Annotated in this window: 27 protein-coding genes; 3 read left to right on the top strand and 24 right to left on the bottom strand. The window is 70.6% G+C overall.

Annotation, left to right across the window (positions count from 1 at the left end; genetic code table 11):
- Positions 1-71: 71 nt before the first annotated feature.
- Positions 72-254 carry a hypothetical protein gene (locus ABZ919_RS12460; RefSeq protein WP_361246178.1) on the bottom strand — a complete coding sequence of 61 codons (183 nt, stop codon included), beginning with the start codon at positions 252-254 and terminating at the stop codon, positions 72-74.
- A 550-nt stretch (positions 255-804) separates the two neighbouring features.
- On the opposite strand from ABZ919_RS12460, the gene ABZ919_RS12455 reads away from it, so the two are divergent.
- Positions 805-1,455 carry a YceI family protein gene (locus ABZ919_RS12455; RefSeq protein WP_361246175.1) on the top strand — a complete coding sequence of 217 codons (651 nt, stop codon included), beginning with the start codon at positions 805-807 and terminating at the stop codon, positions 1,453-1,455.
- Positions 1,456-1,646: 191 nt separating this feature from the next.
- Here ABZ919_RS12455 and ABZ919_RS12450 read toward each other — a convergent pair whose 3' ends face one another.
- From ABZ919_RS12450 to rpsB, 5 genes are all read right to left on the bottom strand, one after another.
- Positions 1,647-2,801 (bottom strand): phosphatidate cytidylyltransferase, encoded by a 1,155-nt coding sequence (locus tag ABZ919_RS12450; RefSeq protein ID WP_361246172.1) that lies wholly within the window; start codon positions 2,799-2,801, stop codon positions 1,647-1,649.
- Complete coding sequence (gene frr, locus ABZ919_RS12445; RefSeq protein WP_258780901.1) at positions 2,801-3,358, bottom strand: ribosome recycling factor; 558 nt, start codon at positions 3,356-3,358, stop codon at positions 2,801-2,803. The genes ABZ919_RS12450 and frr overlap by 1 nt, the downstream gene beginning before the upstream one ends.
- A gap of 175 nt (positions 3,359-3,533) precedes the next feature.
- Positions 3,534-4,292 (bottom strand): UMP kinase, encoded by a 759-nt coding sequence (gene pyrH / locus ABZ919_RS12440; RefSeq protein WP_361246168.1) that lies wholly within the window; start codon positions 4,290-4,292, stop codon positions 3,534-3,536.
- Positions 4,293-4,496: 204 nt separating this feature from the next.
- Positions 4,497-5,333 carry a translation elongation factor Ts gene (tsf, locus tag ABZ919_RS12435; RefSeq protein ID WP_361246165.1) on the bottom strand — a complete coding sequence of 279 codons (837 nt, stop codon included), beginning with the start codon at positions 5,331-5,333 and terminating at the stop codon, positions 4,497-4,499.
- A gap of 174 nt (positions 5,334-5,507) precedes the next feature.
- Positions 5,508-6,398 carry a 30S ribosomal protein S2 gene (rpsB, locus tag ABZ919_RS12430; protein ID WP_361246162.1) on the bottom strand — a complete coding sequence of 297 codons (891 nt, stop codon included), beginning with the start codon at positions 6,396-6,398 and terminating at the stop codon, positions 5,508-5,510.
- Positions 6,399-6,683: 285 nt separating this feature from the next.
- Between rpsB and ABZ919_RS12425 the strand changes: the two genes are divergently transcribed.
- The gene (locus ABZ919_RS12425; RefSeq protein ID WP_361246160.1) at positions 6,684-7,256 is read left to right on the top strand and encodes a M23 family metallopeptidase; all 573 of its coding nucleotides are present in this window, start codon (positions 6,684-6,686) and stop codon (positions 7,254-7,256) included.
- A gap of 500 nt (positions 7,257-7,756) precedes the next feature.
- Here the strand turns inward: ABZ919_RS12425 and ABZ919_RS12420 are convergent, their stop codons facing one another.
- The 17 genes from ABZ919_RS12420 to ABZ919_RS12340 form a co-directional block, all read right to left on the bottom strand.
- Entirely contained in the window at positions 7,757-8,314 is a 558-nt protein-coding gene (locus ABZ919_RS12420) for a helix-turn-helix domain-containing protein (protein WP_361246427.1), read from the bottom strand.
- 154 nt (positions 8,315-8,468) lie between these two features.
- A complete protein-coding gene (gene whiG / locus ABZ919_RS12415; RefSeq protein ID WP_361246157.1) occupies positions 8,469-9,311 on the bottom strand; it encodes an RNA polymerase sigma factor WhiG in 843 nt (280 codons plus the stop codon).
- 322 nt (positions 9,312-9,633) lie between these two features.
- A complete protein-coding gene (dprA, locus tag ABZ919_RS12410; RefSeq protein WP_361246154.1) occupies positions 9,634-10,794 on the bottom strand; it encodes a DNA-processing protein DprA in 1,161 nt (386 codons plus the stop codon).
- A complete protein-coding gene (locus ABZ919_RS12405) occupies positions 10,791-12,416 on the bottom strand; it encodes a YifB family Mg chelatase-like AAA ATPase (RefSeq protein ID WP_361246152.1) in 1,626 nt (541 codons plus the stop codon). Before ABZ919_RS12405 ends, dprA begins: the two co-directional genes overlap by 4 nt.
- Positions 12,417-12,809, bottom strand: coding sequence for a YraN family protein (locus tag ABZ919_RS12400; RefSeq protein ID WP_361246149.1), 393 nt, complete (start codon positions 12,807-12,809; stop codon positions 12,417-12,419).
- 91 nt (positions 12,810-12,900) lie between these two features.
- Positions 12,901-13,209 carry a DUF2469 domain-containing protein gene (locus tag ABZ919_RS12395; protein WP_003965949.1) on the bottom strand — a complete coding sequence of 103 codons (309 nt, stop codon included), beginning with the start codon at positions 13,207-13,209 and terminating at the stop codon, positions 12,901-12,903.
- A 56-nt stretch (positions 13,210-13,265) separates the two neighbouring features.
- Positions 13,266-13,790: an NUDIX hydrolase gene (locus ABZ919_RS12390; RefSeq protein ID WP_361246146.1), complete on the bottom strand. Its 525-nt coding sequence runs from the start codon at positions 13,788-13,790 to the stop codon at positions 13,266-13,268.
- On the bottom strand, positions 13,780-14,565 hold the full coding sequence (lepB, locus tag ABZ919_RS12385) for a signal peptidase I (protein WP_361246143.1): 786 nt from the start codon (positions 14,563-14,565) through the stop codon (positions 13,780-13,782). Before lepB (ABZ919_RS12385) ends, ABZ919_RS12390 begins: the two co-directional genes overlap by 11 nt.
- 203 nt (positions 14,566-14,768) lie before the next feature.
- Positions 14,769-15,776 carry a signal peptidase I gene (gene lepB, locus ABZ919_RS12380; RefSeq protein WP_361246141.1) on the bottom strand — a complete coding sequence of 336 codons (1,008 nt, stop codon included), beginning with the start codon at positions 15,774-15,776 and terminating at the stop codon, positions 14,769-14,771.
- Positions 15,664-16,755 (bottom strand): signal peptidase I, encoded by a 1,092-nt coding sequence (gene lepB, locus ABZ919_RS12375; protein ID WP_361246139.1) that lies wholly within the window; start codon positions 16,753-16,755, stop codon positions 15,664-15,666. The genes lepB (ABZ919_RS12380) and lepB (ABZ919_RS12375) overlap by 113 nt, the downstream gene beginning before the upstream one ends.
- Positions 16,748-17,464, bottom strand: coding sequence for a signal peptidase I (lepB, locus tag ABZ919_RS12370; RefSeq protein WP_361246136.1), 717 nt, complete (start codon positions 17,462-17,464; stop codon positions 16,748-16,750). The genes lepB (ABZ919_RS12375) and lepB (ABZ919_RS12370) overlap by 8 nt, the downstream gene beginning before the upstream one ends.
- A gap of 45 nt (positions 17,465-17,509) precedes the next feature.
- Positions 17,510-17,860 carry a 50S ribosomal protein L19 gene (gene rplS / locus ABZ919_RS12365; protein WP_361246133.1) on the bottom strand — a complete coding sequence of 117 codons (351 nt, stop codon included), beginning with the start codon at positions 17,858-17,860 and terminating at the stop codon, positions 17,510-17,512.
- Positions 17,861-17,995: 135 nt separating this feature from the next.
- Complete coding sequence (trmD, locus tag ABZ919_RS12360; RefSeq protein ID WP_361246131.1) at positions 17,996-18,829, bottom strand: tRNA (guanosine(37)-N1)-methyltransferase TrmD; 834 nt, start codon at positions 18,827-18,829, stop codon at positions 17,996-17,998.
- Positions 18,829-19,380: a ribosome maturation factor RimM gene (gene rimM / locus ABZ919_RS12355; protein ID WP_361246128.1), complete on the bottom strand. Its 552-nt coding sequence runs from the start codon at positions 19,378-19,380 to the stop codon at positions 18,829-18,831. The genes trmD and rimM overlap by 1 nt, the downstream gene beginning before the upstream one ends.
- Before the next feature lie 111 nt (positions 19,381-19,491).
- Entirely contained in the window at positions 19,492-19,731 is a 240-nt protein-coding gene (locus ABZ919_RS12350) for an RNA-binding protein (RefSeq protein WP_003973401.1), read from the bottom strand.
- A gap of 5 nt (positions 19,732-19,736) precedes the next feature.
- A complete protein-coding gene (rpsP, locus tag ABZ919_RS12345; protein ID WP_171152431.1) occupies positions 19,737-20,156 on the bottom strand; it encodes a 30S ribosomal protein S16 in 420 nt (139 codons plus the stop codon).
- A gap of 307 nt (positions 20,157-20,463) precedes the next feature.
- Entirely contained in the window at positions 20,464-21,060 is a 597-nt protein-coding gene (locus tag ABZ919_RS12340; RefSeq protein WP_361246125.1) for a hypothetical protein, read from the bottom strand.
- A gap of 523 nt (positions 21,061-21,583) precedes the next feature.
- Between ABZ919_RS12340 and ABZ919_RS12335 the strand changes: the two genes are divergently transcribed.
- Positions 21,584-22,456 carry an SAM-dependent methyltransferase gene (locus tag ABZ919_RS12335; RefSeq protein ID WP_361246122.1) on the top strand — a complete coding sequence of 291 codons (873 nt, stop codon included), beginning with the start codon at positions 21,584-21,586 and terminating at the stop codon, positions 22,454-22,456.
- Positions 22,457-22,471: 15 nt separating this feature from the next.
- On the opposite strand, the gene ftsH is transcribed toward ABZ919_RS12335, so the two are convergent.
- Positions 22,472-24,415 (bottom strand): ATP-dependent zinc metalloprotease FtsH, encoded by a 1,944-nt coding sequence (gene ftsH, locus ABZ919_RS12330; protein WP_361246119.1) that lies wholly within the window; start codon positions 24,413-24,415, stop codon positions 22,472-22,474.
- Positions 24,416-24,507 lie beyond the last annotated feature (92 nt).

The raw sequence follows: 24,507 nt of genomic DNA, 5'->3' as shown, positions 1-24,507 counted from the left end.
GCGGTCACCCGTGGGTGCCGACTGTCAGCGTTGGCCGGCCTCGGACGGCCCAGGGACGGCCCAGGACTCGGTCAGCCCGTACCGGTCGCGTCCGGGCCACGGCGCATCCGCCCGTCACTCCAGGTGCACGGGAGCGACCGGGCGGCCAGCGTCAGCCGGACCAGGGCCTGCCCGCTCTGAGGCGCAGGCCTGGGAGCGTCCACCAGGTGGAGGACTTCGTAGTCGCCGAACCGGTCGTATTGGATTGCTCGCATCGTCGTGGCCTTCCAGGTGTCCGCTCGTGAGAGGCGAGGCGCTTTCGCGCGGCGCACGCCGCCAAGGGCGATCACGAGCAGCGGGCCTGGATGCGGAGCAACTGGTCGACTGCCGTGGTCACTGCGATGAGGACGATCGGAACGAATAGCAACGCGCTGCTTGACCGTCGCAGCTGCCGCACACCGGCTGAGCTGTCCCCAGCGTTCACATCTTCCACATTGCCACCGTCGAGAATGCTCGACGATATGAGGGGCCGCTTCGGCTCCATAAGTCCGTGGAACCAATGACCGCGCCGAGGCCAGCAGCCGCCTTTCCCCGTGGTACTGGATGACTTTGGGGGCAGGGAGTCCAGCGGAATACGACCGTGCAACGCCAGGACCAGCTCTCCAGGCCTGGGAGCCGGAGGAGCAAGACGGGACGACGCAGCACCGTCAACTGGCCTGTCGCAGGCGGGATATGTGCGGTGAGCTGTGAAGTTCTGCTGACGAACGGTCGGGTTTCCTGGTCGGGCCTTGTCCCGTCCCGCGCGCTCACGTAACCACATGAGCCATGAACCTTTTCGGCCGCAACTCCTTCAACCGGCACGCTCAGCCGTCCGCCGCTCCCGTCGCCCACGCCACCCCCGTGGCCAACGGGACTGCCGTCCTGCCGGATCCCGGCCTGGCGTCCCTCACCGGCGAATGGCTGATCGATCCCGCCCACAGCAGGATCGGGTTCTCCGTGCGCCACGCGATGGTGACGACGGTGCGAGGTGCCTTCACCGAGTACGAGAGCCGCCTGTACTTCGACGGCCGCGACCCGTCCCGCTCCCGGGCCGACCTGGTGCTGTACACGGCCAGCGTCGACACGGGCGTCGAGCAGCGCGACGCGCACCTGGTCGGCCGGCAGTTCCTGGACGCGGGGACCTATCCGCGGATGACCTTCACGAGCACCGCGGTGCGGCTCTTGGGCAACGACGTCTACCGCATGACCGGCGATCTCACCATCAAGGACACCACCCGCCTCGTCGACCTGGAACTCACCTACATCGGTCACGTGACCGACGCCTTCGGCGACGAGCGGGTCGGCTTCGACGGCACCACCACCATCAACCGTGCCGACTGGGGTCTGACCTACGACGCCCGGCTGGCTCAGGGTGGGGCCATGGTGAGCGAGAAGGTCCGCCTCCAGTTCGACATCGCCGCCATCCGGGCCACCTGACAGGCGCAGGCGCGCCGCGTCGACATCGCACACGCGCGAGAGGCGTCCCCCGCACACGTAAGGAAAACGGGCGCCCCCGCACACGTAAGGAAAATCGGGCCCCCGCTCCTCATACAGGGAACGGGGGCCCGCAAGGCACACCGCAGGGCACATGGCGCACGCCAACCGGCACCAGGCACCCGGCACCCGGCTCACGTCGAGCCGACGAACACCACCATCAGCAGCCACACCACCGGAGCCGTCGGCAGCAGGGAGTCCAGGCGGTCCATGATGCCGCCGTGGCCGGGGAGCAAGGTACCCATGTCCTTGATGCCCAGGTCGCGCTTGATCATGGACTCGCCGAGGTCGCCCAGCGTGGCGCTGGCCGCGACGGCGACACCCAGCAGCAGGCCCTGCCACCATCTGCCGTCGTCGATCAGAAACTGCATGCACAGCGCGCCCGCGATCATCGCGAACAGCACCGCGCCCACCAGGCCCTCGCGCGTCTTGCCGGGGCTGATGCGCGGGGCCAGCTTGTGCTTGCCGAAGCGCCAGCCGACCGCGTAGGCGCCGGTGTCGCTGACGACCGTCAGGAGAAGGAAGGTCAGGACCCGCCAGGGGCCGTCCTCCGCCGTCAGCATCATCGCGACGAACGTGGCCAGGAAGGGGACGTAGAAGGCCGCGAAGACACCCGCCGTGACGTCCTTCAGGTAGCCCTCCGGCGATTCCGTCATGCGCCAGACCAGGGCCGCCAGCGCCGTCAGCGCCATGGCGACCCAGGCGCCCTCGGCGCCCCGGACGTACCCGGCGACCACCATCGCCGCGCCGCCGACCGCGAGCGGCACCAGCGGCGCCTTGACGTCCTTGCGCTCCCGCAGCCTGCTGGTCAGCTCCCACAGGCCGACGACGACGGCGACCGCGATCACGCCGACGAACACGGCCTTGTAGACGAACAGCGAGGCGACGATCACCACACCGAGCCCGACGCCGACCCCTATGGCCGCGCTCAGGTCACGGCCCGCGCTCTTCTTCTGCGGCGCTGGGGCCGGCTGGTGGGCGTCGGGCATGGGCTCCGGATTCTGGTTCTCGGCCGGGAGTGTGCGGGCCTGCGGAGGCTCGGGGCGGGACCCGTGCTGGAATTCCTGGTACAAGGGGCCGCTCCGCCGAGCGGCCCCCCGGTCGCCGTCCCGGTCTCCGCCGTAGGCGGGTCCGTCGGGCACGATGGGCATGGGGCGAGTGTGCTGCGCCTCAGGCGCATCGTACGCGGGCCCCGCCGGGGCGGCCTCCTGGGCAGGCCTGCCCTCGGTGGGCCCCCAGTAGCCGGCCTGACCCGCCGGTGGCGGCGCCCCCCAGGAAGAGTCGCTCATCAGACTTCGAGCAGTTCCGCTTCCTTGTGCTTCAGAAGCTCGTCGACCTGAGCGACGTACTTCGCCGTCAGGTCGTCGAGCTCCTTCTCCGCACGGCGGCCCTCGTCCTCACCGATCTCGCCGTCCTTGATCAGCTTGTCGATGGCGTCCTTGGCCTTGCGCCGCACGGAACGGATGGACACCTTGGCGTCCTCGCCCTTGCCCTTGGCGACCTTGATGTACTCGCGGCGGCGCTCCTCGGTCAGCTCGGGGAACACCACACGGATGATGTTGCCGTCGTTGCTGGGGTTGACGCCCAGGTCGGAGTCACGGATCGCCTGCTCGATGTTGCGCAGCGCGCTCTTGTCGAACGGGGTCACGACCGCCATACGCGGTTCCGGCACGGAGAACGAGGCCAGCTGGTTGATCGGCGTCGGGGCACCGTAGTAGTCGGCCACGATCTTGTTGAACATCGCCGGGTGCGCACGGCCGGTGCGGATCGCGGCGAAGTCCTCCTTGGCGACCACGACGGCCTTCTCCATCTTCTCCTCGGCCTCGAGGAGGGTCTCTTCGATCACCACTTGCTCCTGCGTGTCTTGAGTGAGGCCCGGCTGCGGTTCCTCTGACGGGCGGCGGCCGGCTGCGTCGCGTCTTCTTCCTGCACGGTTCCCGACCGGCAGGACATTGTCCATCCCCCGGCCAGGGACCGGGCCCCTCACAGGGCCGCGAGCCACCGGCCGGGTTGATTCCAGGTCAGTCCCGGCTGTCCTGGTCACCCACCAGCGTGCCGATCTTCTCACCCTTGACGGCGCGGGCGATATTGCCCTCCGCGAGAAGCTCGAAGACGAGGATCGGAAGCTTGTTGTCGCGGCACAGCGTGATGGCGGTGGCGTCGGCGACCTTGAGGTCGCGGGTGATGACCTCGCCGTAGCCGAGGGCGTCGAACTTGACGGCGTCCGGGTTGGCCTTGGGGTCGGAGTCGTAGACACCGTCCACGCCGTTCTTGCCCATGAGCAGCGCCTCGGCGTCGATCTCCAGGGCGCGCTGGGCGGCGGTGGTGTCGGTGGAGAAGTACGGCATGCCCATACCGGCGCCGAAGATGACCACACGCCCCTTCTCCAGGTGGCGCACGGCACGCAGCGGGATGTACGGCTCGGCGACCTGACCCATGGTGATGGCGGTCTGCACCCGGCTGTCGATGCCCTCCTTCTCCAGGAAGTCCTGGAGGGCGAGGCAGTTCATCACGGTGCCGAGCATGCCCATGTAGTCGGAGCGGGCGCGGTCCATGCCGCGCTGCTGGAGTTCGGCGCCGCGGAAGAAGTTGCCGCCGCCGATGACGACCGCGACCTGCGCCCCGTCACGGACGACGGCCGCGATCTCGCGGGCGATCTTGTGCACCACGTCCGGGTCCACGCCCAGGCCCCCGCCTCCGGAGAAGGCCTCTCCGGACAGCTTCAGCAGAAACCGGCCGGGTACTTTGCCGTCGTCGCTCTTCTGGGCCTTGGTGGTCATGGGAGATCCCGCCTCTTTCACGTGTTGCACATACGAAGAAGGCCATTGCCGGTGGGGTCGCTTTTCGCTCCCGTGCGCGGCAATGGCCTCCTCGTCAGATCTGCTGCCGTCCACCCCACACCCGGGTGTGGCGGTGTGCGCGGACGACTGCTGTCGACCCTATCGGGATTTCTCCGCGGGTCGCGCGTCGATCGCTGTACCGGCTCAGATGCCGACCTTGATGCGCGAGAAGCGCTTCAGGGTGACACCGGCCTCGTCCAGCACCTTCTGGACCGACTTCTTGTTGTCCAGCGCGTACGGCTGGCCGAGCAGCGTGGCGTCCTTGAAGAAGCCGTTGAGGCGACCCTCGACGATCTTGGCGATCGCGGCCTCGGGCTTGCCCTCGGCGCGGGTGGTCTCCTCGGCGATGCGGCGCTCGGACTCGACGACCTCGGCCGGCACCTCGTCCTTGGAGAGGTACTTCGGCGCGAAGGCGGCGATGTGCTGGGCGACGCCCTTGGCGACCTCGGCGTTCGGCTTGTCGAGCTCGACCAGGACACCGATCTGCGGGGGCAGGTCGGGCATGGTGCGGTGCATGTAGGCGGTGACGTAGCCGTCGGAGAACTGCGCGAAGCGGTCCAGGACGATCTTCTCACCGAGGTTGGCGTTGGCCTCGTCCACGAACGCCTGGACGGTCTTGCCGGGCTCGATCTCGGAGCCGAGCAGGGCCTGGAGGTCGGCCGGGTTCGTCTTGGCGACGTGCTCGGCGATGGCCTTGGCCACGGCCTGGAACTTCTCGCCCTTGGCGACGAAGTCCGTCTCGCACTTCAGCTCGACCAGCACGCCGGAGGAGTTGTCGTCGGCGATGATGGAGACCACGGCGCCGTTCTCGGCGGAGCGGCCCTCGCGCTTGGCGACGCCCTTCTGACCCTTGATGCGGAGCGCCTCGACGGCCTTGTCGACGTTGCCCTCGGCCTCGTCCAGCGCCTTCTTGCAGTCCATCATGCCGGCGCCGGTGAGCTCACGGAGCTTCTTGACGTCGGCGGCGGTGTAGTTCGCCATGAGTCTGTGAGTCTTTCTCGAAGTCTGGAAGATCTTCAGATCAGCACGGTGTGCGCTTCACATGTGAACGCGGAGCGCGTACGTCGCGCCGACCTACGGGTGAACAGCGGGGGCGGACTTCACCGCGCCGGAGCGCTCTTGGTTGCAGTACCGCCCCCGCCGTCAACGCGTGCTTCAGGCCTGCTCGCCCTCGGCGGCCTTCTCCTCGGCCGGAGCGGCCTCGGCGGCAGGAGCCTCGGCAGCCGGGGCCTCAGCGGCGGGAGCCTCGGCGGCCGGGGCCTCCTCGGCCTTCTTCTCACCCTCGAGCAGGTCGCGCTCCCACTCGGCGAGCGGCTCGCCCGCGGCCTTCTCGCCCTTGTCACCGGTGGCGACGCGAGAGCGGGAGATGAGGCCCTCGGCGACGGCGTCGGCGATCACACGGGTGAGCAGGGTGACGGAGCGGATCGCGTCGTCGTTGCCCGGGATCTTGTAGTCGACCTCGTCGGGGTCGCAGTTGGTGTCGAGGATCGCGACGACCGGGATGTTCAGCTTCCGGGCCTCACCGACGGCGATGTGCTCCTTCTTGGTGTCCACGATCCAGACGGCGCTCGGCACCTTCTGCATCTCGCGGATACCACCGAGGGTCTTCTCCAGCTTGGCCTTCTCGCGCGAGAGCACGAGAAGCTCCTTCTTGGTGAGACCGGACGCCGCGACGTCCTCGAAGTCGATCTGCTCGAGCTCCTTCAGGCGCTGCAGGCGCTTGTAGACGGTCGAGAAGTTGGTGAGCATGCCGCCCAGCCAGCGCTGGTTGACGTAGGGCATGCCGACGCGGGTGGCCTGCTCGGCGATGGCCTCCTGCGCCTGCTTCTTGGTGCCGACGAACATGACCGTGCCGCCGTGGGCGACGGTCTCCTTGACGAACTCGTAGGCGCGGTCGATGTACGACAGCGACTGGAGCAGGTCGATGATGTAGATGCCGTTGCGCTCGGTGAAGATGAAGCGCTTCATCTTCGGGTTCCAACGACGGGTCTGGTGACCGAAGTGGACGCCGCTCTCCAGCAGCTCCCGCATCGTGACGACGGCCATGGCCGTATCTCCTCGAGTTTCTCGGTTGTGCCGCGAAAGCCGGACGGCTCCCGCGCCTGACGCCCGCGACGCGCCTTGCCACTGAGGACCGAGAGGCGCTGACACCGACCGCTTGACGGCCTGGTGTCGGGGCGTGCGAAGTCGACCCGGTGACCCGGATCGCCAGAAGAAGTGTACGGGACCGCCGGGCCACCGGGTGACGCCGCTGTCCACAACCGGTGAGTAGTCCACAGACTCCGGCCGTGATCGGCGGCGGTGCGGGACGGTTGCGGCATGCGACGAGCGATGCGATGCGTCTTGGTACCGCTGGGCCTGTTCCTGGGTCTGGCGATGGCCCTGCTGAGCCCCTGGGCCTGGGCGGACACCCCTCCCCCGGACCCCGCACCGCCGCCTCCTCGGGTCCCGGTCCCGGCCGTCGCACGCACCTGGCCGGTCGGGGTCCACCCCCTGGTCCTGCGCGGCTGGGAGCCGCCGGCGACGCCGTACGGCGCCGGTCACCGAGGCGTGGACCTGGCAGCGCCGGCCGGTTCCCCCGTGCGGGCGGTGGCGCCGGGCCGGGTGTCGTTCGCGGGGCGGGTCGCGGGGCGCGGGGTCGTCTCGGTGGACCTGACCGGCACGGATCTTCGGATGACGTACGAGCCGGTGACTCCGTCGGTCCGCAGGGGTCAGGTGGTGAGGGCGGGAGAGACGGTGGGCCTGGTGGAACGGGCGGGCTCCCACTGCACCGCCCTGTGCGTGCACTGGGGTCTGCGCCGGGGCACGGCGTACCTGGACCCCTTGTCGCTGCTACCGCCCTGGCTGCTGCACAGGGGACCGCCGAGACTGCTGCCGGTGCTGGGGGTACCGCTGCCGGGGTAGCCGCGGCCGTGCATGACTGCGACAGGGCTGCGGGCTCCGACTACGGCTATGCCTCCGGCTGCGGGCTTCGACTACGGCCACGGGTGCGGCTAGGGCTGCGGCTGCGGCTATGACTGCGGCTGCTGGCTCCGACTACGGCTGCGGCTATGACTGCGGCTGTGGGCTCCGACCTCGGAGGCGGCCTGACCGCGGTGAGGACCGGCGCGGCAGGGCTGCGACTCCGACCACGGCGGCGGCTGCGGCTCCGACTACTGCTGCAGGCTCCGACCACGGCGGCGGCCTGACCGGGGCGGGGACCGGAGCGGCAGGGCTGCGACCCACGGCTGCGGCTGCGGCTCCGACTACGGCTGCGGGCTGCGACCACGGCGGCGGCTTGACCGCGGTGGGGGCCGCTGGGCCTTGTGGGGCCTATCGCGCGCTTCCCCGCACCTCCGGGGGAGCTGCAGCGCCGCCGGCCCCGGGCGCAAGCCGATCTCTTCCCCGGCCGGCGTCCGCCGGTGTCAGCCCTTCACGCCCCGCAGCGCCATGGCGACCGCCGCATCCGTCACCACGCCGGGATCCTCCGCCGCCCCGAGCTCGATGCGCCGCACCGCCGCATCCACCACTCCCTGCAGCAGCATCGCCGCCAGCCGGGGCTGGTCGTGCCCCATCTCCCCGAGCGCGTCGGCGATCATCGTCACGAGCCCGCCGTGGGCCGCCCGGATCTTCTCCCGCGCGCCGGCGTCCAGCTCGCTCGCCGAGATGGCGACGACAGCCCGGTGCCGCCGGTCCCCGACCAGCGCCAGCTGCTGCCGTACATACGCCTCGACCTTGCCCTCGGCGGACTCGGCCGGCTCCATCGCGGCAGCCACCTCCGCCGCCCACACCGGAAAGTCGACCGCGCACAGTTCTTCGACCACGGCGGCCCGCGACCGGAAGTACTCGTACACGGACGAACGCGCGAGTCCCGTCCGTTCGGCCAGTGCGGGGAACGTCAGCGCTTCGGTTCCGCCCTCGGACAACAGCGACCGCGCCGCATCCAGCAGGGCGGCTCGCTGCATCGACCGGTGCTCGGCCACGGAGGCCGCTCGAATCCTTGGCACGTCAACCACTTTACGGAGGCCCCCACCCGAACGGGAGGCGTTCACGCCCGCGACGCCGACCGCACCACCCGAACCACCCGAACCACCGAGCGTAGGGCCGATCCGCCGGTCCGCCCCGGTGCCGTCGGGCTCACCGCCCGAAGCCCGCCAGCTTGGCCCGGAGCTGCAGCACCGACTTGGTGTGGATCTGGCTGACCCGGCTCTCGGTGACCCCGAGGACGTTGCCGATCTCGGCCAGGGTGAGCCCCTCGTAGTAGTACAGCGTCACCACGGTCTTCTCCCGATCGGGCAGCGTGTTGATCGCCCGGGCGAGAAAGCGCCGCAGCTCGCGGTCCTCGGCGACCTCCACGGGATTGTCCGCGGCGGTGTCCTCGAGCGTGTCCAGGAAGCTCAGCCCGTCGCCGTCCTCGCTGCCGACGTGCAGCAGCTCCTCCAGCGCGACCACGTTGGCCAGCGACAACTGGCTGAACACTGCATGCAGTTCGTCGACCTCCATGCCCAGCTCCACCGCGACCTCGCCCTCGGACGGGGTACGCCGCAGCCGCGCCTCGAGGGTGGCGTAGGCCCGCTCCACGTTCCGCGCCTTCTGCCGCACCGAACGCGGGATCCAGTCCAGCGCCCGCAGCTCGTCGATCATGGCGCCCCGGATCCGGGTGATCGCGTACGTCTCGAACTTGATCTCCCGGTCGACGTCGAACTTCTCGATCGCGTCGATCAGTCCGAAGACGCCGGAGGAGACGAAGTCGGCCTGCTCCACGTTGGGCGGCAGGCCGACGCTCACCCGCCCCGCGACGTATTTCACGAGCGGTGAGTAGTGCAGGATCAGCTGCTCCCGCAGCCGGTCGTCCCCCGTCGCCTTGTAGGACCGCCACAGCTCGTCGAGCGTCGAGGGAGCGGGCGGCCGCACGCTGCCACCGTCGCGGGCGGCTGGGGGGATCGCCGCCCGGTCGGACCCGGAGGTGTGCTGGGGCATTCGTCGCCTTGTGCCGTTCTGCCGTGAAGTGCCGTGAAGTGCTGTGAAGTGGGAGGGGGTGGTAGGTCGTGGGGGAAGGTGGGCTTCCTGGGTGAGCTGTCGGACTGGTGTCGAGTTCGTGCGGTCTGTGTCGGCGTCTTCGTGAGCGTAGCGTGACTGAGGTGTCGCGGTGTGCGAACACCGAGGCTCCACCCGCGCGCGGGGCGCTCCGGCGGGGCGCGCGCGCTCGTTCCGCGACTCGCTCTGCGTGACCGGCCGGGGCGCCAACTCCTGCGAACCTCAAGGGCGTCGGGCTTTCCCCCGGACGGCCGAACACACTCGGTCAGCACGGACCGCGGCCGGCGCGGACCGACATCACGGCCTGGCGTGTCAACTTCCAGCCATCGCCGTGTCGTTCGACGTACCCAAGTGCTCGGAGTTCGTACAATCTCGCGATCGCCTCGTCCCGGGCCGTCGGCGTGCCGAGCGCGACCTCCTCGACGGTGGCCGGGCGGCTGCCGGGCAGGGCGGCGAGGACGGCACGCGCGGCGGGTTCCAGCAGGTCACGTGGGAGTACGGGGCCTCGCCGGGCCGGGGCCAGCTCACCCATGTCGCCCACGAGTTCGACGACCTCCGCGGCATCGGTGACCAGGGCGGCCTCCCCGCGCAGCAGTTCGTGCACACCGGCGGAGAGCGCGCTGGTGACGGGGCCTGGCACGCCCATGACGAACCGTCCGAGGCGCCCCGCGGCCCGCGCGGTGGCCAGCGAGCCGCTGCGGCAGGCGGCCTCCACGACGACGGTTCCCCTGGTCAGGGCGGCGATGACGCGGTTGCGGAGGATGAACCGGCTCGGGGTCGGATGGTCGCCCGGAGGCAACTCGCCCACCACCAGTCCCTGTTCCGCGATCCTGCCGATCAGCGCGGCGTGGCCGCGCGGGTAGGGCCGGTCGACGCCGCAGGCCAGGACGGCGACGGTGGCTCCGCGCGCGGCGAGGGAGCCTCGGTGGGCGGCGCCGTCGATGCCGTACGCGCCGCCCGAGACCACCACCCAGCCCCGCTCGGCGAGCCCTGCGGCGAGGGTGGCGGCGACATGAGTGCCGTACTCGGTACAGGCACGCGCGCCCACCACGGCGACCGACTTGAGCGCCCACATCCGCAGACTGGGCCGCCCACGCACCCACAGCCCGATCGGCCGGGCGTCACCGAGGTCGTCGAGCTGCCCGGGCCACTCGGCGTCCCCGGGCCCCACGAATCTTGCCCCGGCCCGCCCGGCCAGCGCGAGATCCTGTCCCGGCTCGGCCCGCCGGGCCCGCCCGACCAGCCCGCTCCACCGCGCCTCACTCACCCCGGGCAACGCCGGCGCCCCCTCCCGCAGCCGTCGTACCACCTCTCCCACCCCGAACTCCCGGATCCACCGCCCGCCAGCCTCGTCCCCCGGCTCGATGGCCCGGCAGAGCAGGACCCGCCCGAGCAGTTCGCCTGCCGAGTCCTCGCCGGCGGTCATGTCAGCGCCCCGATCGCCATCGGCACCCCTCGCGGAACGCCGGTGCGCAGGTGCAGGGCCAGTGCGACGTCGGTGGCGTCCGGGCGGTCGTGCCCGACGAGGTCGGCGACCGTCCAGGCGACGCGCAGCACCCGGTCGATGCCGCGGGCGGTGAGCACACCACGCTCGAGGTTGCGCTCGGCCTCGTCCATCGCGCCGGCCACGGGGTGGTAGCGGCTGCGCAGCTCTCTGCCGGGCACTTCGCTGTTGGCGCGCCAGGGGGTGCCGGACAGGCGGGTCCCCGCCCGCTCGCGGGCCTGCCGTACCCGCTCGGCCACCGTCGCCGTGGACTCGCCTCGGGCACCGGGTTCGGTGAGCTGGGCCCGGGTGACCGGATCGACCTCGACGCGCAGGTCGACCCGGTCCAGCAGCGGACCCGACAGGCGGGACTGGTAGCGGCGGATCACCGACGGCGGGCACTCGCACAGCGAGTCCCGTTGCGAGAAGCGCCCGCAGGGGCACGGGTTGGCCGCCAGCACCATCAGGAAGCGCGCCGGGAAGCGGACGACACCCGCGCTGCGTGCGATCACGACGTGCCCCGACTCCAGCGGCTGGCGCAGGGCGTCCAGGGTCTGGCTGTGGAACTCGGGTGCCTCGTCCAGGAACAGCACGCCCCGATGGGCGAGGGAGACCGCTCCGGGGCGTGGGATGCCGGGGCCTCCGCCGACGAGTGACTGCATCGTGGCCGAGTGGTGCGGGGCGCAGTAGGGGGCGACGTCGATGAGCGGCTTGCCCGGTGGCAGCAGCCCGGCCACCGAGTGCACCGCCGTGACCTCCAGCGATTCCTCCCTGGTGAGGCGGGGAAGGACGGCGGGCAGGCGCTCGGCGAGCATGGTCTTGCCCGCACCCGGCGGCCCCTCGAGGAACAGGTGGTGTCCGCCGGCGGCGGCCACCTCCAGGGCCGTGCGGGCCGAGGTCTGGCCCACGACGTCCGCCAGGTCATGATCATGGTCGTGCTGTACTGCGCCGCCGCTGTGCATGCCGGTGGCCGCGCCCGTGCCCGGCACGCGCAGGCCGGCCAGGAGGGGATCGGGGCGGCCTTGCCCGTCGGGTTCCTCCTCGGGGACGGGTTCCTCGGTGAGGACCGCGACGAGCTGCCGCAGGCTGCGGACGCCGAGCACCGAGACGCCGGGGACCAGCGACGCCTCGGCGGCGGCGCACTCGGGGACGACCACTTGCTCGTAGCCGGCGTCGGCCGCGGCGAGGACGGCCGGCAGGATGCCGCGGACCGGGCGGACCCGGCCGTCCAGGCCCAGCTCCCCGATCATGACGATGTCCGCGAGGACACGCGGATCGATCCGTTCGGCGGCGCCGAGCACCGCGCAGGCGACGGCCAGGTCGAAGCCCGAGCCGGCCTTGGGCACCGATGCCGGACTGAGTCCGACGGTGAGCTTCTTCTGCGGCCACTCGCCGCCCGAGTTCACCACCGCCGCCCGGACCCGGTCCCGGCTCTCCGTCAGGCTCTTGTCCGGCAGGCCGACCAGGGTGAATGCCGCGACGCCGGGTTCGAGGCCGGCCTGGACCTCGACGACCACTCCCTCGACGCCGGCCAGGGCCACCGAGCAGGTGCGGGCGAATCCCATTCAGGCCACCCCCCGCGCGTGCTCGAGGGACGGGGCGCCGCGGTGGGGCAGCAGGACGCCGATCAGGTCGATGCGCACGCCGCCCGGCGGCGCTCCTCCGTGGGCCTGGATCCAGTGTTCGGCCAGTTCGCGCAGCCTGGCCGCCTTCTCGGGCGTCACCGCGGCCATCGGGTGTTCGTAGCCACTGCCGCGGCGGGTCTTCACCTCGCAGACGACGAGCGCGTCGCCGTCCCGCGCGACGATGTCGATCTCGCCGGAGCGCCCGCAGCGCCAGTTGCGCTCCACGATCGTCATTCCGGCCTCGGCGAGCCGCCGGGCGGCCAGTTCCTCGCCGTACCTGCCCAGTGCCTCTCGTGCGTTCATGTCGGCACCACCTCCGGCGCCAACGGTCACGCATCACCGCGAAACTTGTTGATCTTGGTGAGTTACTCGCCGGTTGTGGAAAACTCCGTCACCCGGACGAGCAGAACGGGAGCAGGACGGCTCAGCCGCCCGGGAGCTCCAGGTCGCTCTTGTTCAGCTCCTCAATGTTCACGTCCTTGAACGTGAGAACCCGAACCTGCTTCACGAAGCGAGCCGGCCGGTACATGTCCCAGACCCAGGCATCGGCCATCGACACCTCGAAGAACACCTCGCCCTGGACCGAGTGCACCTGCATCTCGTAGTCGTTGGTGAGGTAGAAGCGCCGCTCGGTCTCGATCACGTATTTGAACAGACCGACGACATCTCGATACTCCCGGTAGAGCTTCAGCTCCATCTCGGTCTCGTACTTCTCGAGGTCCTCGGCGCTCATGGCATGTTCCCCTTCAGCCGTGCGATCCCCCCATTGTGCGCCAGTCCGACGGCCCCTCAGACGATTTCCGCGTCGAGGGTCACGGGACTGGCCGGGGGACCTTCGTCGAGCAGCGTGCGCAGCAGCTCGGCGAGTCTGGTCGGATACACCGTCTCATGTGCCCGGGTCAGTTCCTGACACGTCCACCAGCGTGCTCCAGCGACACTGCGCCGTTCCAGCTCCGTCAGCCCCTGCGCCGCGGTGGCCGTCTGCGTCGTACGGGCCAGGTAGTACCACTCGTCCTGGTCCCAGCGGCGGCCCGCGAACGGGAAGGAGCACCTGCGCCGCCACAGCACGGGCCCGAGCGCGACGTCGGTGATGCCGGTCTCCTCGGCGAGTTCCCTGAGCGCGGCCTCCTGGCGCGTCTCGGCGCCCTCCAGGCCGCCGCCGGGGGTGAACCACCAGTCGTCGGCCGGGTCGTCCGGCTCGTGGCCGTGCAGGAGGAGGATGCGGTCCTCGGGGTCGAGGAGGATCACCCGGGCCACCTTGCGCAGCGCGCCGTCGTACGAGTCCTCGCCGGTCGGCGTGGTCTCAGCGGACACCGGCCGTCTCCGTGCGGGCGGTACGGGCGCGGGAGCGGCCCATGCGCCCCGCGATCGGCCCGTAGGCACCTCCGGCGAGCACCAGGACGGCACCGCCGACGATCAGCAGCTCAATGGTGGACAGCGGACCGGGCTGGGAGAGGGTGCCGAGGGCCTGGAAGCCGGTGGGGCGCTTCAGCGAGCCCTTCCAGGGCCAGACGACGGCGTCCACGCGTGCGGTCACGGCGCCGCGGGCGACCGTGCCCTTGGCCGCGTCGGTGAGGTGGGCCGTGGAGTCCAGGGAGCCCTGACGCTCGTCGCCCAGGAGGAACAGGCGGCCCTTGGGGACGGTAACCGTCGGGAAGTTCTTGATCTCGGCCAGGCTGCCCTTGGGCAGGTACGGCTCGTCGATCTGCCTGCCGTCGACGGTCAGCTTGCCGTTGGTGCAGCAGGAGACGGTGTCGCCGCCGACCGCGACGACACGCTTGACCACCTTGGCGCCAGTGACCCAGCTCTTGTCCGTGAAGACCACGACGTCGCCGCGCCGCACCTCACCGCCGTCGACCTTCTGGGCGAGCACCCGGTCACCGGCGTCGATCGTGGGGGTCATGGAGCTGGTGGGCACGGTGTACGGCCGGTAGGTCACCGCCGCCCAGCCGAATCCGCCCAGGAACAGCACCAGCCCCAGTGCCACGGCCCATGAGGACAGCCGCTGTCCGAGCCGGCTGCCGCCGGCCTGTGCCGTGCCTGTCCCGCCGCTGTGCGGGGCCGTACGCGTCGTGCTCTCGCCACCCATGGACCCGCACCCTACCCGGCAGTACCCGGCAGGGGCAGCCCCCGTTTCGCGACCGGGACCGGACCGGCACGACGGGCCCGGCCGTCGCCGGACTCACGGATTCCGGATCACTCGGGGGAAAACGGGACCGCCCGCGCGACACCGGAGTGCGTGCGCGGGCGGTAGGCCGTCCGGCCGTCGGGAAACGCTGCGGACCGCTCCGGTCACCGGCTGCCCGCGGTCGTCTTCTGCTCGGCCTTGGACTGCAGCCGGTCCGTGCGCCGGCGCCGCCACACCACCACCGGCAGCGCCGCGGCGACGGCCACACCCTCCGGAGCCACCGTCAGGGCGGCGGACGCCGAGGTCTGCTGTCCGATGCCCGGCTGGTCGAAGGTGTCCGGGATCGGCAGGGTGCCCCAGCGGTTGATCGGCCAGGCCTTGACGATCGCGCGGCCCACCACGTCCTTGACCGGGACCATGCCGTGGTGCTTGTCGGACTGGTTGTAGCGCGAGTCGCGGGAGTTCTGGCGGTGGTCGCCCATCACCCAGATGTAGCCCTTGGGGACCGTCACCTTGAACTGGCCGCCGATCTCGTCGTCGGTGCACGGCGTGTTGCCGGGGTAGACGTACGGCTCGTTCAGGGCCTTGCCGTTGACCAGCAGCGGGCCGCTGCCCTTGCACTGGACCGTGTCGCCGCCGACGCCGATCACGCGCTTGATGAGGTCCTTCTCGTTGGCGGACGGCATCAGGCCGATCCAGCTGAGGACCTGCTGCACGGGGTTCGGTGTCGGGGCCGGCTCGCCTGCCAGCCAGTCGTCCGGGTCGTGGAAGACGACGACCTCGCCGCGCTCGGGCTGGGAGCCGAACCACGGGGTCAGCTTGTCGACCAGGACGCGGTCACCCACCTGGAGGGTGTTCTGCATCGAGGCGGACGGGATCGAGAACGCCTGTACCAGGAACGTCTTGATCAGCAGCGCGAGGACCAGCGCGATCACGACGAGGATCGGCAGCTCCTTCCAGAAGGAGCGCGGCTTCTTCTGCTGGCCGGCCGTCCGGCCCGCGCCCACGCCGTCGGTGCCCGGCTTCTGCCCGTCCTGCGGCGTGTCGTCGCCCGCCGCGTCATTCTCTGAGGTCATGGCGCCGTTCGGCACGGGGACGTTCGCTGCCACGGGGTGCCCGCGGTGCTCCTCGCCGTCGTGCCCCGACCGTGCGCCAACCGCCACATCCCCCACGCCAACTCCTTACTCTGTGCCGCCGCCTGCCCCGCATACGGTGCAGGCCCACCACTCCCATAACGAGCGGGAGTTCCGCAGGGGTCGGGAGCTGGGTCATTGCGTTCGGATTCTCGGAGGCAACCCTATGCGACAGCCGGCTACCGGCGGTCGTACCCGACGCTGAGTCGGCGACGCTTGCGAAGGTTTTAGGTTCCTGCAGGCGTGTCCAATGGCCGATCGGCCAGCCGATGGCGACGGCACGGCCGACGACGGAGCTCTCGGAAACCGTGCCGCCGTACGGCGTGTTCTGGTGGAAACGGGAGTCCGCCGAGTTGCCCCGGTGGTCGCCCATGACCCACAGCCGGCCCTTGGGGACGGTGATGTCGAACGGCTGGGCGGACGGAACATCACCCGGATAGATGTAGTCCCCTTCGGTGAGCGGTACGCCGTTGACGGTGACCCGGCCCTGCTGGTCACAGCACTTGACGTGATCACCACCGACCCCGATGACCCGCTTGATCAGGTCCTTCTCGTTGTCGGAGGGCAGCAGGCCGATGAAGGTGAGGCCTTCCTTGAGCTGCTTGACGACGACCGGGTCGTGCTTCTTGGTCGTCTTCTCGTCGGCCAGCCAGCCGCCCGGGTCGTGGAAGACGACGACGTCCCCGCGCTGCGGTTCGGAGCCGAACCAGGGGGTGAGCTTGTCGACGAGGACGCGGTCGCCGATCCGGATCGTCTGCTCCATGGAGCCGGACGGGATCACGAACGCCTGGACGAGGAAGGTCTTCAGGACCAGCGCTATGAGGACGGCGACACCGACCAGAAGAGGGATCTCCCGAACGGCTGAACGGCGGCGTTTGCGTTTGACCTTGCGCTGGAGCTTCCGCCGTTCGGCGCGCGTACGGCCGCCGCCGGGCGCGGAGGTCCGGCGCGACCCGGTGGGCAGCAGATTGTCGGCGGGGTTGCTGGGCACCCCGCGCGGTTTGCCGCGGTTACCCATGAGCGCCTGCCCCAGCCGGCTGCTCCGCCCGGGGGGCCGGCACGCGCGCGTAGGCGGAGGGACGCGTGAGATGGCTCCGGTGGTCGTACGGCCACAGGATCCAGTCGGCGCGGCCGACGACGTCACCGACCGGGATCATGCCACCGCCGGGCGAGCCCAGATGATCGCGGGAGTCGCTGGAGTCGCTGCGGTGGTCGCCGAGGACGAACAGACGGCCGGCGGGCACGACGACGTCGAAGGGCACGCTGGAGGCGCTGTCCCCCGGATAGAGGAACGCCGACTCGTCGACCGCGCGGCCGTTCACCTCGATCCTCCCCTTCTCGTCGCAGCACACGACATGGTCTCCCCCCACTCCGACCACGCGCTTGATGTAGTCGGCGTGCCCGAAGTACCCGGTGCCGTCGAACACGATGACGTCGCCGCGGCTCGGCCGGGCACCGAAACGGTACGCCAACTTATTTACGAGAACGCGGTCCCCGATCCTCAAGCCCTGTTCCATCGATCCGCTCGGAATTTGGAAGGGTTGCACCACGAACGCGTTGAGGACCAGCAAAAACACCAGGCAGGCGACGAGGGTGAGGGTGATCCGGCCGCCCGGCAGCCACTCGGCGACCCGCGGCACCCACGCAAAACGCGACCGTCCCTCCGGCCCCGGGGAATCCGGGTGGGAGGAGCGGTCGCGTTCCGTCGGCTGTGCTTCGGTGTCCATCGGGGCCAGATGCTATCCGGCCCCGCTGTGACACCGGGGAAGCGCTCAGCTCTCGCGCTTCTCCTTGATCTTCGCGGCCTTGCCGCGCAGCTCACGGAGGTAGTACAGCTTGGCGCGGCGCACGTCACCACGGGTGACGAGCTCGATCTTCTCGACGATCGGGGTGTGCACCGGGAAGGTGCGCTCGACGCCGACGGAGAACGAGACCTTGCGGACCGTGAAGGTCTCGCGGACACCGGAGCCCTGGCGGCGGATCACAACGCCCTTGAACTGCTGCACACGGGAGCGGTTGCCCTCGATGACGCGGACGTGCACGTTGACGGTGTCACCCGGGCGGAAGGCCGGGAGGTCGCTGCGCAGCGACGCGGCGTCGACGGAGTCGAGCAGGTGAGACATTTCGTCTGCTTTCTTCGTTGATGCCACAGGTCATCAACGGCAACTAGGTGTTTGCATGAAGCCGTGTGCGGGTCGTGGCGGGCGTCGTGTCCCCCTGTGGCAGGGGCGCACGCCGGACGAGCGCACAACAGCGGTCTATTCTTCCACGCCCCGGGCCCGCCGCCAAAATCGGCCGTGCGGGTGTCCCTCCCGGTCCGGTTCCCAGCCCAGGATGGAGAGCATCTCCCGGTCCTTCTTGTCGAAGGCCTTGGGGTCGCAACGCTCGATCAGGTCGGGGCGGTTGAGGGTCGTACGCCTCAGCGCCTCGTCGCGCCGCCAGCGGGCGATCCTGCCGTGGTGGCCGCTGAGCAGCACGTCGGGGATGTCCCGGCCGCGCCAGACGGGCGGCTTGGTGTAGACGGGCCCCTCCAGAAGGCTCGCCATCGCGCCGGGAGCGAAGGAGTCGTCGCGGTGCGACTCGGCGTTGCCGAGGACGCCGGGCAGCAGCCGCGCGACGGCCTCCGTGATGACCAGGACGGCGGCCTCACCGCCGGCCAGCACGTAGTCGCCGATGGAGACCTCGTGGACGGGCATGCGCGTGGCGTACTCGTCCATGACCCGCCGGTCGATGCCCTCGTAGCGGGCAGGCGTGAAGATCAGCCAGGGGCGCTCGGAGAGTTCCACGGCCAGTTCCTGGGTGAAGGGGCGGCCGCTGGGCGTGGGGACGATCAGTGCGGGGGCCTGGGCGCCGGTCTCGTAGCCGTCGGCGAGGATCGTGTCCAGGGCGTCGCCCCAGGGCTCGGTCTTCATGACCATGCCGGGGCCGCCGCCGTACGGCGTGTCGTCGACCGTGTTGTGCCGGTCGTACGTCCATGCGCGCAGGTCGTGCACGCGCACGTTCAGCTGCCCGCGCGCGCGTGCCTTGCCCACGAGGGAGACGTTCAGGGGTTCCAGGTACTCGGGAAAGATCGTGACGACGTCGAGGCGCATCACGACTCTTCTTCCGAGTCGCGGGAGGAGGCGATCTCGGCGCGGTCGTCGATCAGGCCCGGCGGCGGGGCGATGACCGCCTTCTGCTCCTCGAGGTCGATGTCGGTGACGATCTCCTCCACGAAGGGGATCAGCACCTCGCTGCCGTCGGGCCGCTCCACGATGAACAGGTCCTGCAAGGGCAGGTGCGAGATCTCGGTGATCCGGCCGACCTCCACCCCGTCCTCGGTGACCACGTCGAGGTCGATGAGCTGGTGGTCGTAGTACTCGTCCTCGCCCTCGGGCAGTTCCTCCGGGTCGATCTCGGCGATCAGGAGGGTGTTGCGCAGGGCCTCGGCGGCGTTTCGGTCGGCGACGCCCGCGAAGCGCAGCAGGAGGCGGCCGCTGTGGACGCGCCCCGTCTCGATGGTCAGCGGCCCCGCGGAGGCGGGATCCGTGGCCAGTACGGCGCCGGGCGCGAGCCTGAGTTCCGGCTCGTCGGTACGTACCTCGACGGTGACCTCGCCCTTGATGCCGTGGGCACGGCCGATCCGTGCGACTACGAGCTGCACGTGTCCAATTCTCCTGTCATCTCCTGTGCTCCCGCCAGCTGCCGCTCCTACGACTGCGGGCCGGGGACGGCCCAGTGGCCCTCCCCGGCCCGAGCCGGTTGCGATGAAGCGTCAGCGGACGTGGTCCACGTCGACGAGGTCGACGCGGACACCGCGACCGCCGATGGCGCCCACGACGGTGCGCAGGGCACGCGCGGTACGGCCGTTGCGGCCGATCACCTTGCCGAGGTCGTCCGGGTGGACCCGGACCTCGAGCACGCGCCCGCGGCGCAGGTTGCGCGAGGCGACCTGCACATCGTCAGGGTTGTCGACGATGCCCTTCACGAGGTGCTCAAGCGCCTCTTCGAGCATGCTGCTCAGGCCTCGGTCGACTCGGACTCGGCAGCCGCCTCGTCCTTCTTCTCAGCCTTCTTCTTCTGGGTGATCGCCTCACCCTTGCCCTCGTCGTCACCGCCGAGAGCCTCGAACGACGGACGCGCGGCCTTCGGCTCCGCGACGAGCAGCGGCGCGGGAGCCGGCTCGCCCTTGAACTTCTGCCAGTCGCCGGTCTTCTTCAGGATGGCGAGAACGGGCTCGGTCGGCTGCGCGCCGACACCCAGCCAGTACGCCACGCGCTCGGCGTCCACCTCGATGACCGACGGGTTGTAGGTCGGGTGGTACTTGCCGATCTCCTCGATGGCCCGGCCGTCACGGCGGGTCCGGGAGTCGGCGACGACGATGCGGTAGTGAGGCGAACGGATCTTGCCCAGACGCTTCAGCTTGATCTTGACTGCCACGGGAGTGGGTTCTCCTGGATTTGACGTGGTTGGGCACGGCGAGCTGCCGCGTGGGGTTGCGGTACCCGAGTGCCCGATGGACGCGTCAGCCGGAGGAGAGAGGGGTCCTGTGCGGCTGTCGAGTACAGCTAGCCATTGTGCCATACCCGGCGGGTCGCTCTTGGCCGAGGGTCGGTGAGCTGCGGCTGGGCGCTCTTCAGCGGCACCCGGCGTGGAGGTGAGGTCACGTCGGGTGCGCTGCACTGCTGTGAAGTTGCCGGCCGACCGCCTCCGGCACCCACGAGATGCCGGTACTCGCGGCCCGTGATCACGCCGCTCCCGCGACCTCCGGGATTCTGAACGGCTTGCCGCAGCCGCCGCAGACGATGGGGGCCTGGGCGAGGACCGAGGGGACCACCCGGACGTTGCGGCCGCAGTCGCACACGGCCTTGACCCGGACGCCGCCGCCGGAGGAGCCGTGTCGGGCGGCGGGACCGCGGAAGCTGCGGGCGGTGTCCGAGGAGGTGGCCGCCGTGTGGGCCTTCAGCGCCCGCTGCAGCCGCTCGATGGTCGGGCGGTAGCGCCGCTTGGCCTCGGGATTGAGCGTGACCAGGGAGAAACCGCTGCTCGGATGTGGCTCCTCGGGGTGGTCGAGGCCCAGCTCCTCGGCGATGGCGAGGAAACGACGGTTGTGATAGCGGCCGGCGCGGGAGGTGTCGCGGATCCCCCGGGCGGCGGCGATGCCGTGGACTGCCTCGTGGAGCAGTCGTTCGAAGGAGAGCTCGTGACCGCATGCGGACGACGACTCTCCGATCAGGGACTCTGGCGCGGCGAGGTCAGGCAGCTCGGGGTGGTACCGCTGAATGTCGGCCCACGCCTGCGCCAGCTCTGCGGCGAGAACAGGTGGTGTCTGTGTCGTGCTCACGTAATGACAACGAGCGGGAGCTCGAATGTGTTCCTATTCCGGGTCATCCCAAATAATTTGCACTTACCCGTCAGTTGCCGCTGATGCGTCCGGACGAGGGCGGGTGCGCTGATCTGCGGAGAAGCTTCACAGCTCCTACCAAGCTGGTGCGTAGGCCGCCGTACGACCCGGCATGTAGTGCCTGCTACGAGAGTGGTCGGCGAATGCGCAAGAGACGTTTCGGCCGCTCTCGTCATGAGGCCACACCCCGGTCAGCGTCCGTGACGCGCGTGGCGTTACTGCGCGCTGTCCACCCGCCCGGCACCGGCTCGTTTCCCCGGAGCGGACACCGTACGGCCATCCGGATTGCCAGGACGTGAAATCTCGCCACACCCGCACCCACACCCCAAGCCGGGCCCCACGACCCCTGGACGGGGCCGCGAGCCGGGAGTTACCTGGCATACGTGGAGAGTGCGCGCGCACGGCACGGGGGCCACGCAACCGGGCACAGCGGCGAACCGTCGGCGGATTGGGGCGCTTACCTATGACACCTACGCTCGTGCGACAGCACATGTCTCACGCGGGTCCCGCACCCCGCGCGGACCTGTGCGCACGCGCGCGTGACTGGTCCGAGATCCAGGAGCGGATGCTGGTGCCGCTCTACGAAGCCGTCCACGAACGACTCGAAGTGGGCCCTGCCACCCGGCTGCTGGGCCTGCGCTGCGGCTCCGGGCTCGCGCTGCTGCTGGCGGCCGGCAGAGGTGCCGCGGTCACCGGTGTCGACGCGGCATCCCCCGAGCGGCTCGCCCTCGCCCGCGCCCGCCTGCTCCCGGACGCCGCGTCCGGCAGCAGCAGCGGCACGCGCGCGCGTGCGGCGGTGGAGCTCGTCGCCGGCCCACCCGCCGACGTGTCCGGCGCGGAGACGGCCGCGTACAGCCTGGTGACCGTCTTCGAGCCGATCGGCTGCCTCGCGGGCGACTCCGAGGGGCTCGGCGAGCTGCTGGAGGACGCGCTGCCGCTGGCCGTGCGCGGCGCCGCCGTGGTCCTGGCCGGCTGGGGTCCGCCGGAGCGCTGTGCCACCTCCTCGGTGCTGCGGGTGGCGACGAAGCTGGCCGATCCCCTGCGCAGCGCGCGCAGCTGGCGGCCCGCCCGGCGGGACGACCTGGAGGAGGTCGCCCAGCGCGCGGGGCTGAAGCCGGACGGCTCTGGACGGGTGGCCTGCCCGTTCGGATACGCCGACGTCGAGAGCGCCCTACGGGGGCTGCTGTCGACCGGCCTGTTCGACGCGGCGATCGCGGCGACGGACGCCAAGCAGGTCGACAAGGAGCTGACGGAGGCCCTGCACCCGTACCGGCGCCCGGACGGGACCGTGTGGATGCCGAACGTCTTCCGGTACCTCGTCGCCCGTGTGCCCTGAGCAGCCGGACGCCGCCTACACCTCTTCGGCGTCCTTGGCCAGGCGCGGGATCCCCGCGATCCGGTACGCGTCCGCCTCCTCCAGCGTCTCGTGCTCCAGCAGGGCCTGCGCCAGGGCGTCCAGCCGGCTGCGCTGGTCGCGGAGCTTGCGGCACGCCTCCTCGTAGCACTCGTCCACGATCCGCCGCATCTCGGCGTCGATCACGTCGAGGGTCTGCGGGGCGGCGGAGAGCCCGTACGCCTGCTGGGCATCGCTCGGGAGGGCGGACAGGCGGCCCACCCGCTCGCTCATGCCCCAGCGGCCCACCATCCCGCGCGCGATGTTGGTGACCTGTTCGAGGTCGTTCTCCGCGCCCGTGGTGACCACTCCGTAGACGACCTCCTCCGCCGCCATCCCGCCCAGCGCGCCGATGATGCGACCGCGCAGGTACTCCTCCGAGTGGGCGTACCGCTCGACCTCGGGGGTGGACATGGTCACGCCGAGCGCCCGGCCGCGCGGCACGATGGTGATCTTGCGGACGGGGTCGGCGCCGGGCTGCAGCATGCCCAGCAGGGCATGGCCGCTCTCGTGGTACGCGGTGCGCCGGCGGTCCTCCTCGGGCATCACGAGGGTGCGCTCGGCGCCCAGCTGGACCTTTTCCAGCGCCTCGGACAGGTCCGGCCCGGTCACCTGCTCCTGCTTGCGCTTGACCGCGAGCAGAGCGGCCTCGTTGGCGAGGTTGGCCAGGTCGGCGCCCGTCATGCCCGGGGTGACGCGGGCCAGCTGGGTCAGGTCGACGTCGGGCGCGAGCGGTATCTCCCGGGTGTGGATCCGCAGGATCGCCTCACGGCCGCCGCGGTCCGGCGGGGCCACGTTGACCACCCGGTCGAAGCGGCCGGGACGGGTCAGAGCGGGATCCAGGATGTCCGCGCGGTTGGTCGCGGCGATGACGATCACGCCCTCCGAGCCCGAGAAGCCGTCCATCTCCGTGAGGATCTGGTTCAGCGTCTGCTCGCGCTCGTCGTGCCCGCTCATCGAGGCACCCCCGGCGCGCGCCCGGCCGATGGTGTCGATCTCGTCGATGAAGATGATCGAGGGCGCCACCTTACGGGCCTCGGCGAACAGTTCACGGACGCGGGAGGCGCCGACACCGACGATCATCTCGATGAACTCGGACGCCGATGCGGAGAAGAACGGCACGCCGGCCTCACCCGCGACGGCGCGTGCGAGCAGCGTCTTCCCGGTGCCGGGCGGACCGGCGAGCAGCACACCCCGGGGCAGCTTCGCGCCCATCCGGCGGTAGACGTCGGGGTGTTCCAGGAAGTCGACGACGTCGTCCAGCTCGCCCTTGACCTCGTCGATGCCGGCCACGTCCGCGAAGGTGGTGCGCTCGGAGCCCGGCCGCAGCCCGACCGGCTTGGGCGGCGCCCGGCGGCCGAACAGTCCGCCCGCGCCGGGCAGCGCCCCGCCGAGCCGCCGGGTGAAGTAGATCCACACCACGACCAGGACCGCGATCGGGATCAGGGAGATCAGCACGTTGGACACCAGGCTGCGCTGCTGCACCACCGGCCGTGCGGTGACCGTGACGCCGTGGCTGTTCAGGTGCTGCCACAGGTTGTCGTTGGCGAAGGCCGGGCGCTGTGTCCTGAACCGGGTGTAGGAGCCGTGGCCCTCGGGGTTGGCCCGCGCGCTCCTGAGCTGGCCCTGGATCGCGTCACCCTTGGAGTAGATCTTGGCGACGTTGCCGTCGGCGACCTGTCTGCTGAACTCCGTGTACGAGATCGTCGGTTCGTTGCCCTGGCCGAGATAGTTCAGGCCGAGATAGGCCAGCAGAAAGACGATCACCGCGGTGACGAGCAGGCCCCACCACTTTCCGCCGCGGATCCTTCCGCCGCCGGGCCGCCGGGGCGACTCGTCGGGGGTGCCTTCGGTGCGCCACGGCTGGTCAGGGGTTTTGCGTGGTGGCGCCGCATCGCTCATATCTGGACGTTACGGCATATGGCGGACCTTGGCATGCGCTGCAGCACATACAGTGGGCCGCCCACGCGCAGAGGGCGCCCCTCGGCGGAGGG

This window comes from Streptomyces sp. NPDC046759 (genome assembly GCF_040645475.1).
Classification (GTDB): Bacteria; Actinomycetota; Actinomycetes; order Streptomycetales; family Streptomycetaceae; genus Streptomyces.
The sequence above is the reverse complement of the archived record's forward strand: the minus strand, read 5'-3'. Positions and strand labels throughout refer to the sequence as shown.

Bases quoted from the DNA above. Each gene is read 5' to 3' on its own strand.
- ABZ919_RS12460 (WP_361246178.1), bottom strand. From the start codon at position 254: ATGCGAGCAATCCAATACGACCGGTTCGGCGACTACGAAGTCCTCCAC.
- ABZ919_RS12455 (WP_361246175.1), top strand. From the start codon at position 805: ATGAACCTTTTCGGCCGCAACTCCTTCAACCGGCACGCTCAGCCGTCC.
- ABZ919_RS12450 (WP_361246172.1), bottom strand. From the start codon at position 2,801: ATGAGCGACTCTTCCTGGGGGGCGCCGCCACCGGCGGGTCAGGCCGGC.
- pyrH (WP_361246168.1), bottom strand. From the start codon at position 4,292: ATGACCACCAAGGCCCAGAAGAGCGACGACGGCAAAGTACCCGGCCGG.
- tsf (WP_361246165.1), bottom strand. From the start codon at position 5,333: ATGGCGAACTACACCGCCGCCGACGTCAAGAAGCTCCGTGAGCTCACC.
- rpsB (WP_361246162.1), bottom strand. From the start codon at position 6,398: ATGGCCGTCGTCACGATGCGGGAGCTGCTGGAGAGCGGCGTCCACTTC.
- ABZ919_RS12425 (WP_361246160.1), top strand. From the start codon at position 6,684: ATGCGATGCGTCTTGGTACCGCTGGGCCTGTTCCTGGGTCTGGCGATG.
- whiG (WP_361246157.1), bottom strand. From the start codon at position 9,311: ATGCCCCAGCACACCTCCGGGTCCGACCGGGCGGCGATCCCCCCAGCC.
- dprA (WP_361246154.1), bottom strand. From the start codon at position 10,794: ATGACCGCCGGCGAGGACTCGGCAGGCGAACTGCTCGGGCGGGTCCTG.
- ABZ919_RS12405 (WP_361246152.1), bottom strand. From the start codon at position 12,416: ATGGGATTCGCCCGCACCTGCTCGGTGGCCCTGGCCGGCGTCGAGGGA.
- ABZ919_RS12395 (WP_003965949.1), bottom strand. From the start codon at position 13,209: ATGAGCGCCGAGGACCTCGAGAAGTACGAGACCGAGATGGAGCTGAAG.
- lepB (WP_361246143.1), bottom strand. From the start codon at position 14,565: ATGGGTGGCGAGAGCACGACGCGTACGGCCCCGCACAGCGGCGGGACA.
- lepB (WP_361246139.1), bottom strand. From the start codon at position 16,755: ATGGGTAACCGCGGCAAACCGCGCGGGGTGCCCAGCAACCCCGCCGAC.
- lepB (WP_361246136.1), bottom strand. From the start codon at position 17,464: ATGGACACCGAAGCACAGCCGACGGAACGCGACCGCTCCTCCCACCCG.
- rplS (WP_361246133.1), bottom strand. From the start codon at position 17,860: ATGTCTCACCTGCTCGACTCCGTCGACGCCGCGTCGCTGCGCAGCGAC.
- trmD (WP_361246131.1), bottom strand. From the start codon at position 18,829: ATGCGCCTCGACGTCGTCACGATCTTTCCCGAGTACCTGGAACCCCTG.
- ABZ919_RS12350 (WP_003973401.1), bottom strand. From the start codon at position 19,731: ATGCTCGAAGAGGCGCTTGAGCACCTCGTGAAGGGCATCGTCGACAAC.
- ABZ919_RS12335 (WP_361246122.1), top strand. From the start codon at position 21,584: ATGACACCTACGCTCGTGCGACAGCACATGTCTCACGCGGGTCCCGCA.
- ftsH (WP_361246119.1), bottom strand. From the start codon at position 24,415: ATGAGCGATGCGGCGCCACCACGCAAAACCCCTGACCAGCCGTGGCGC.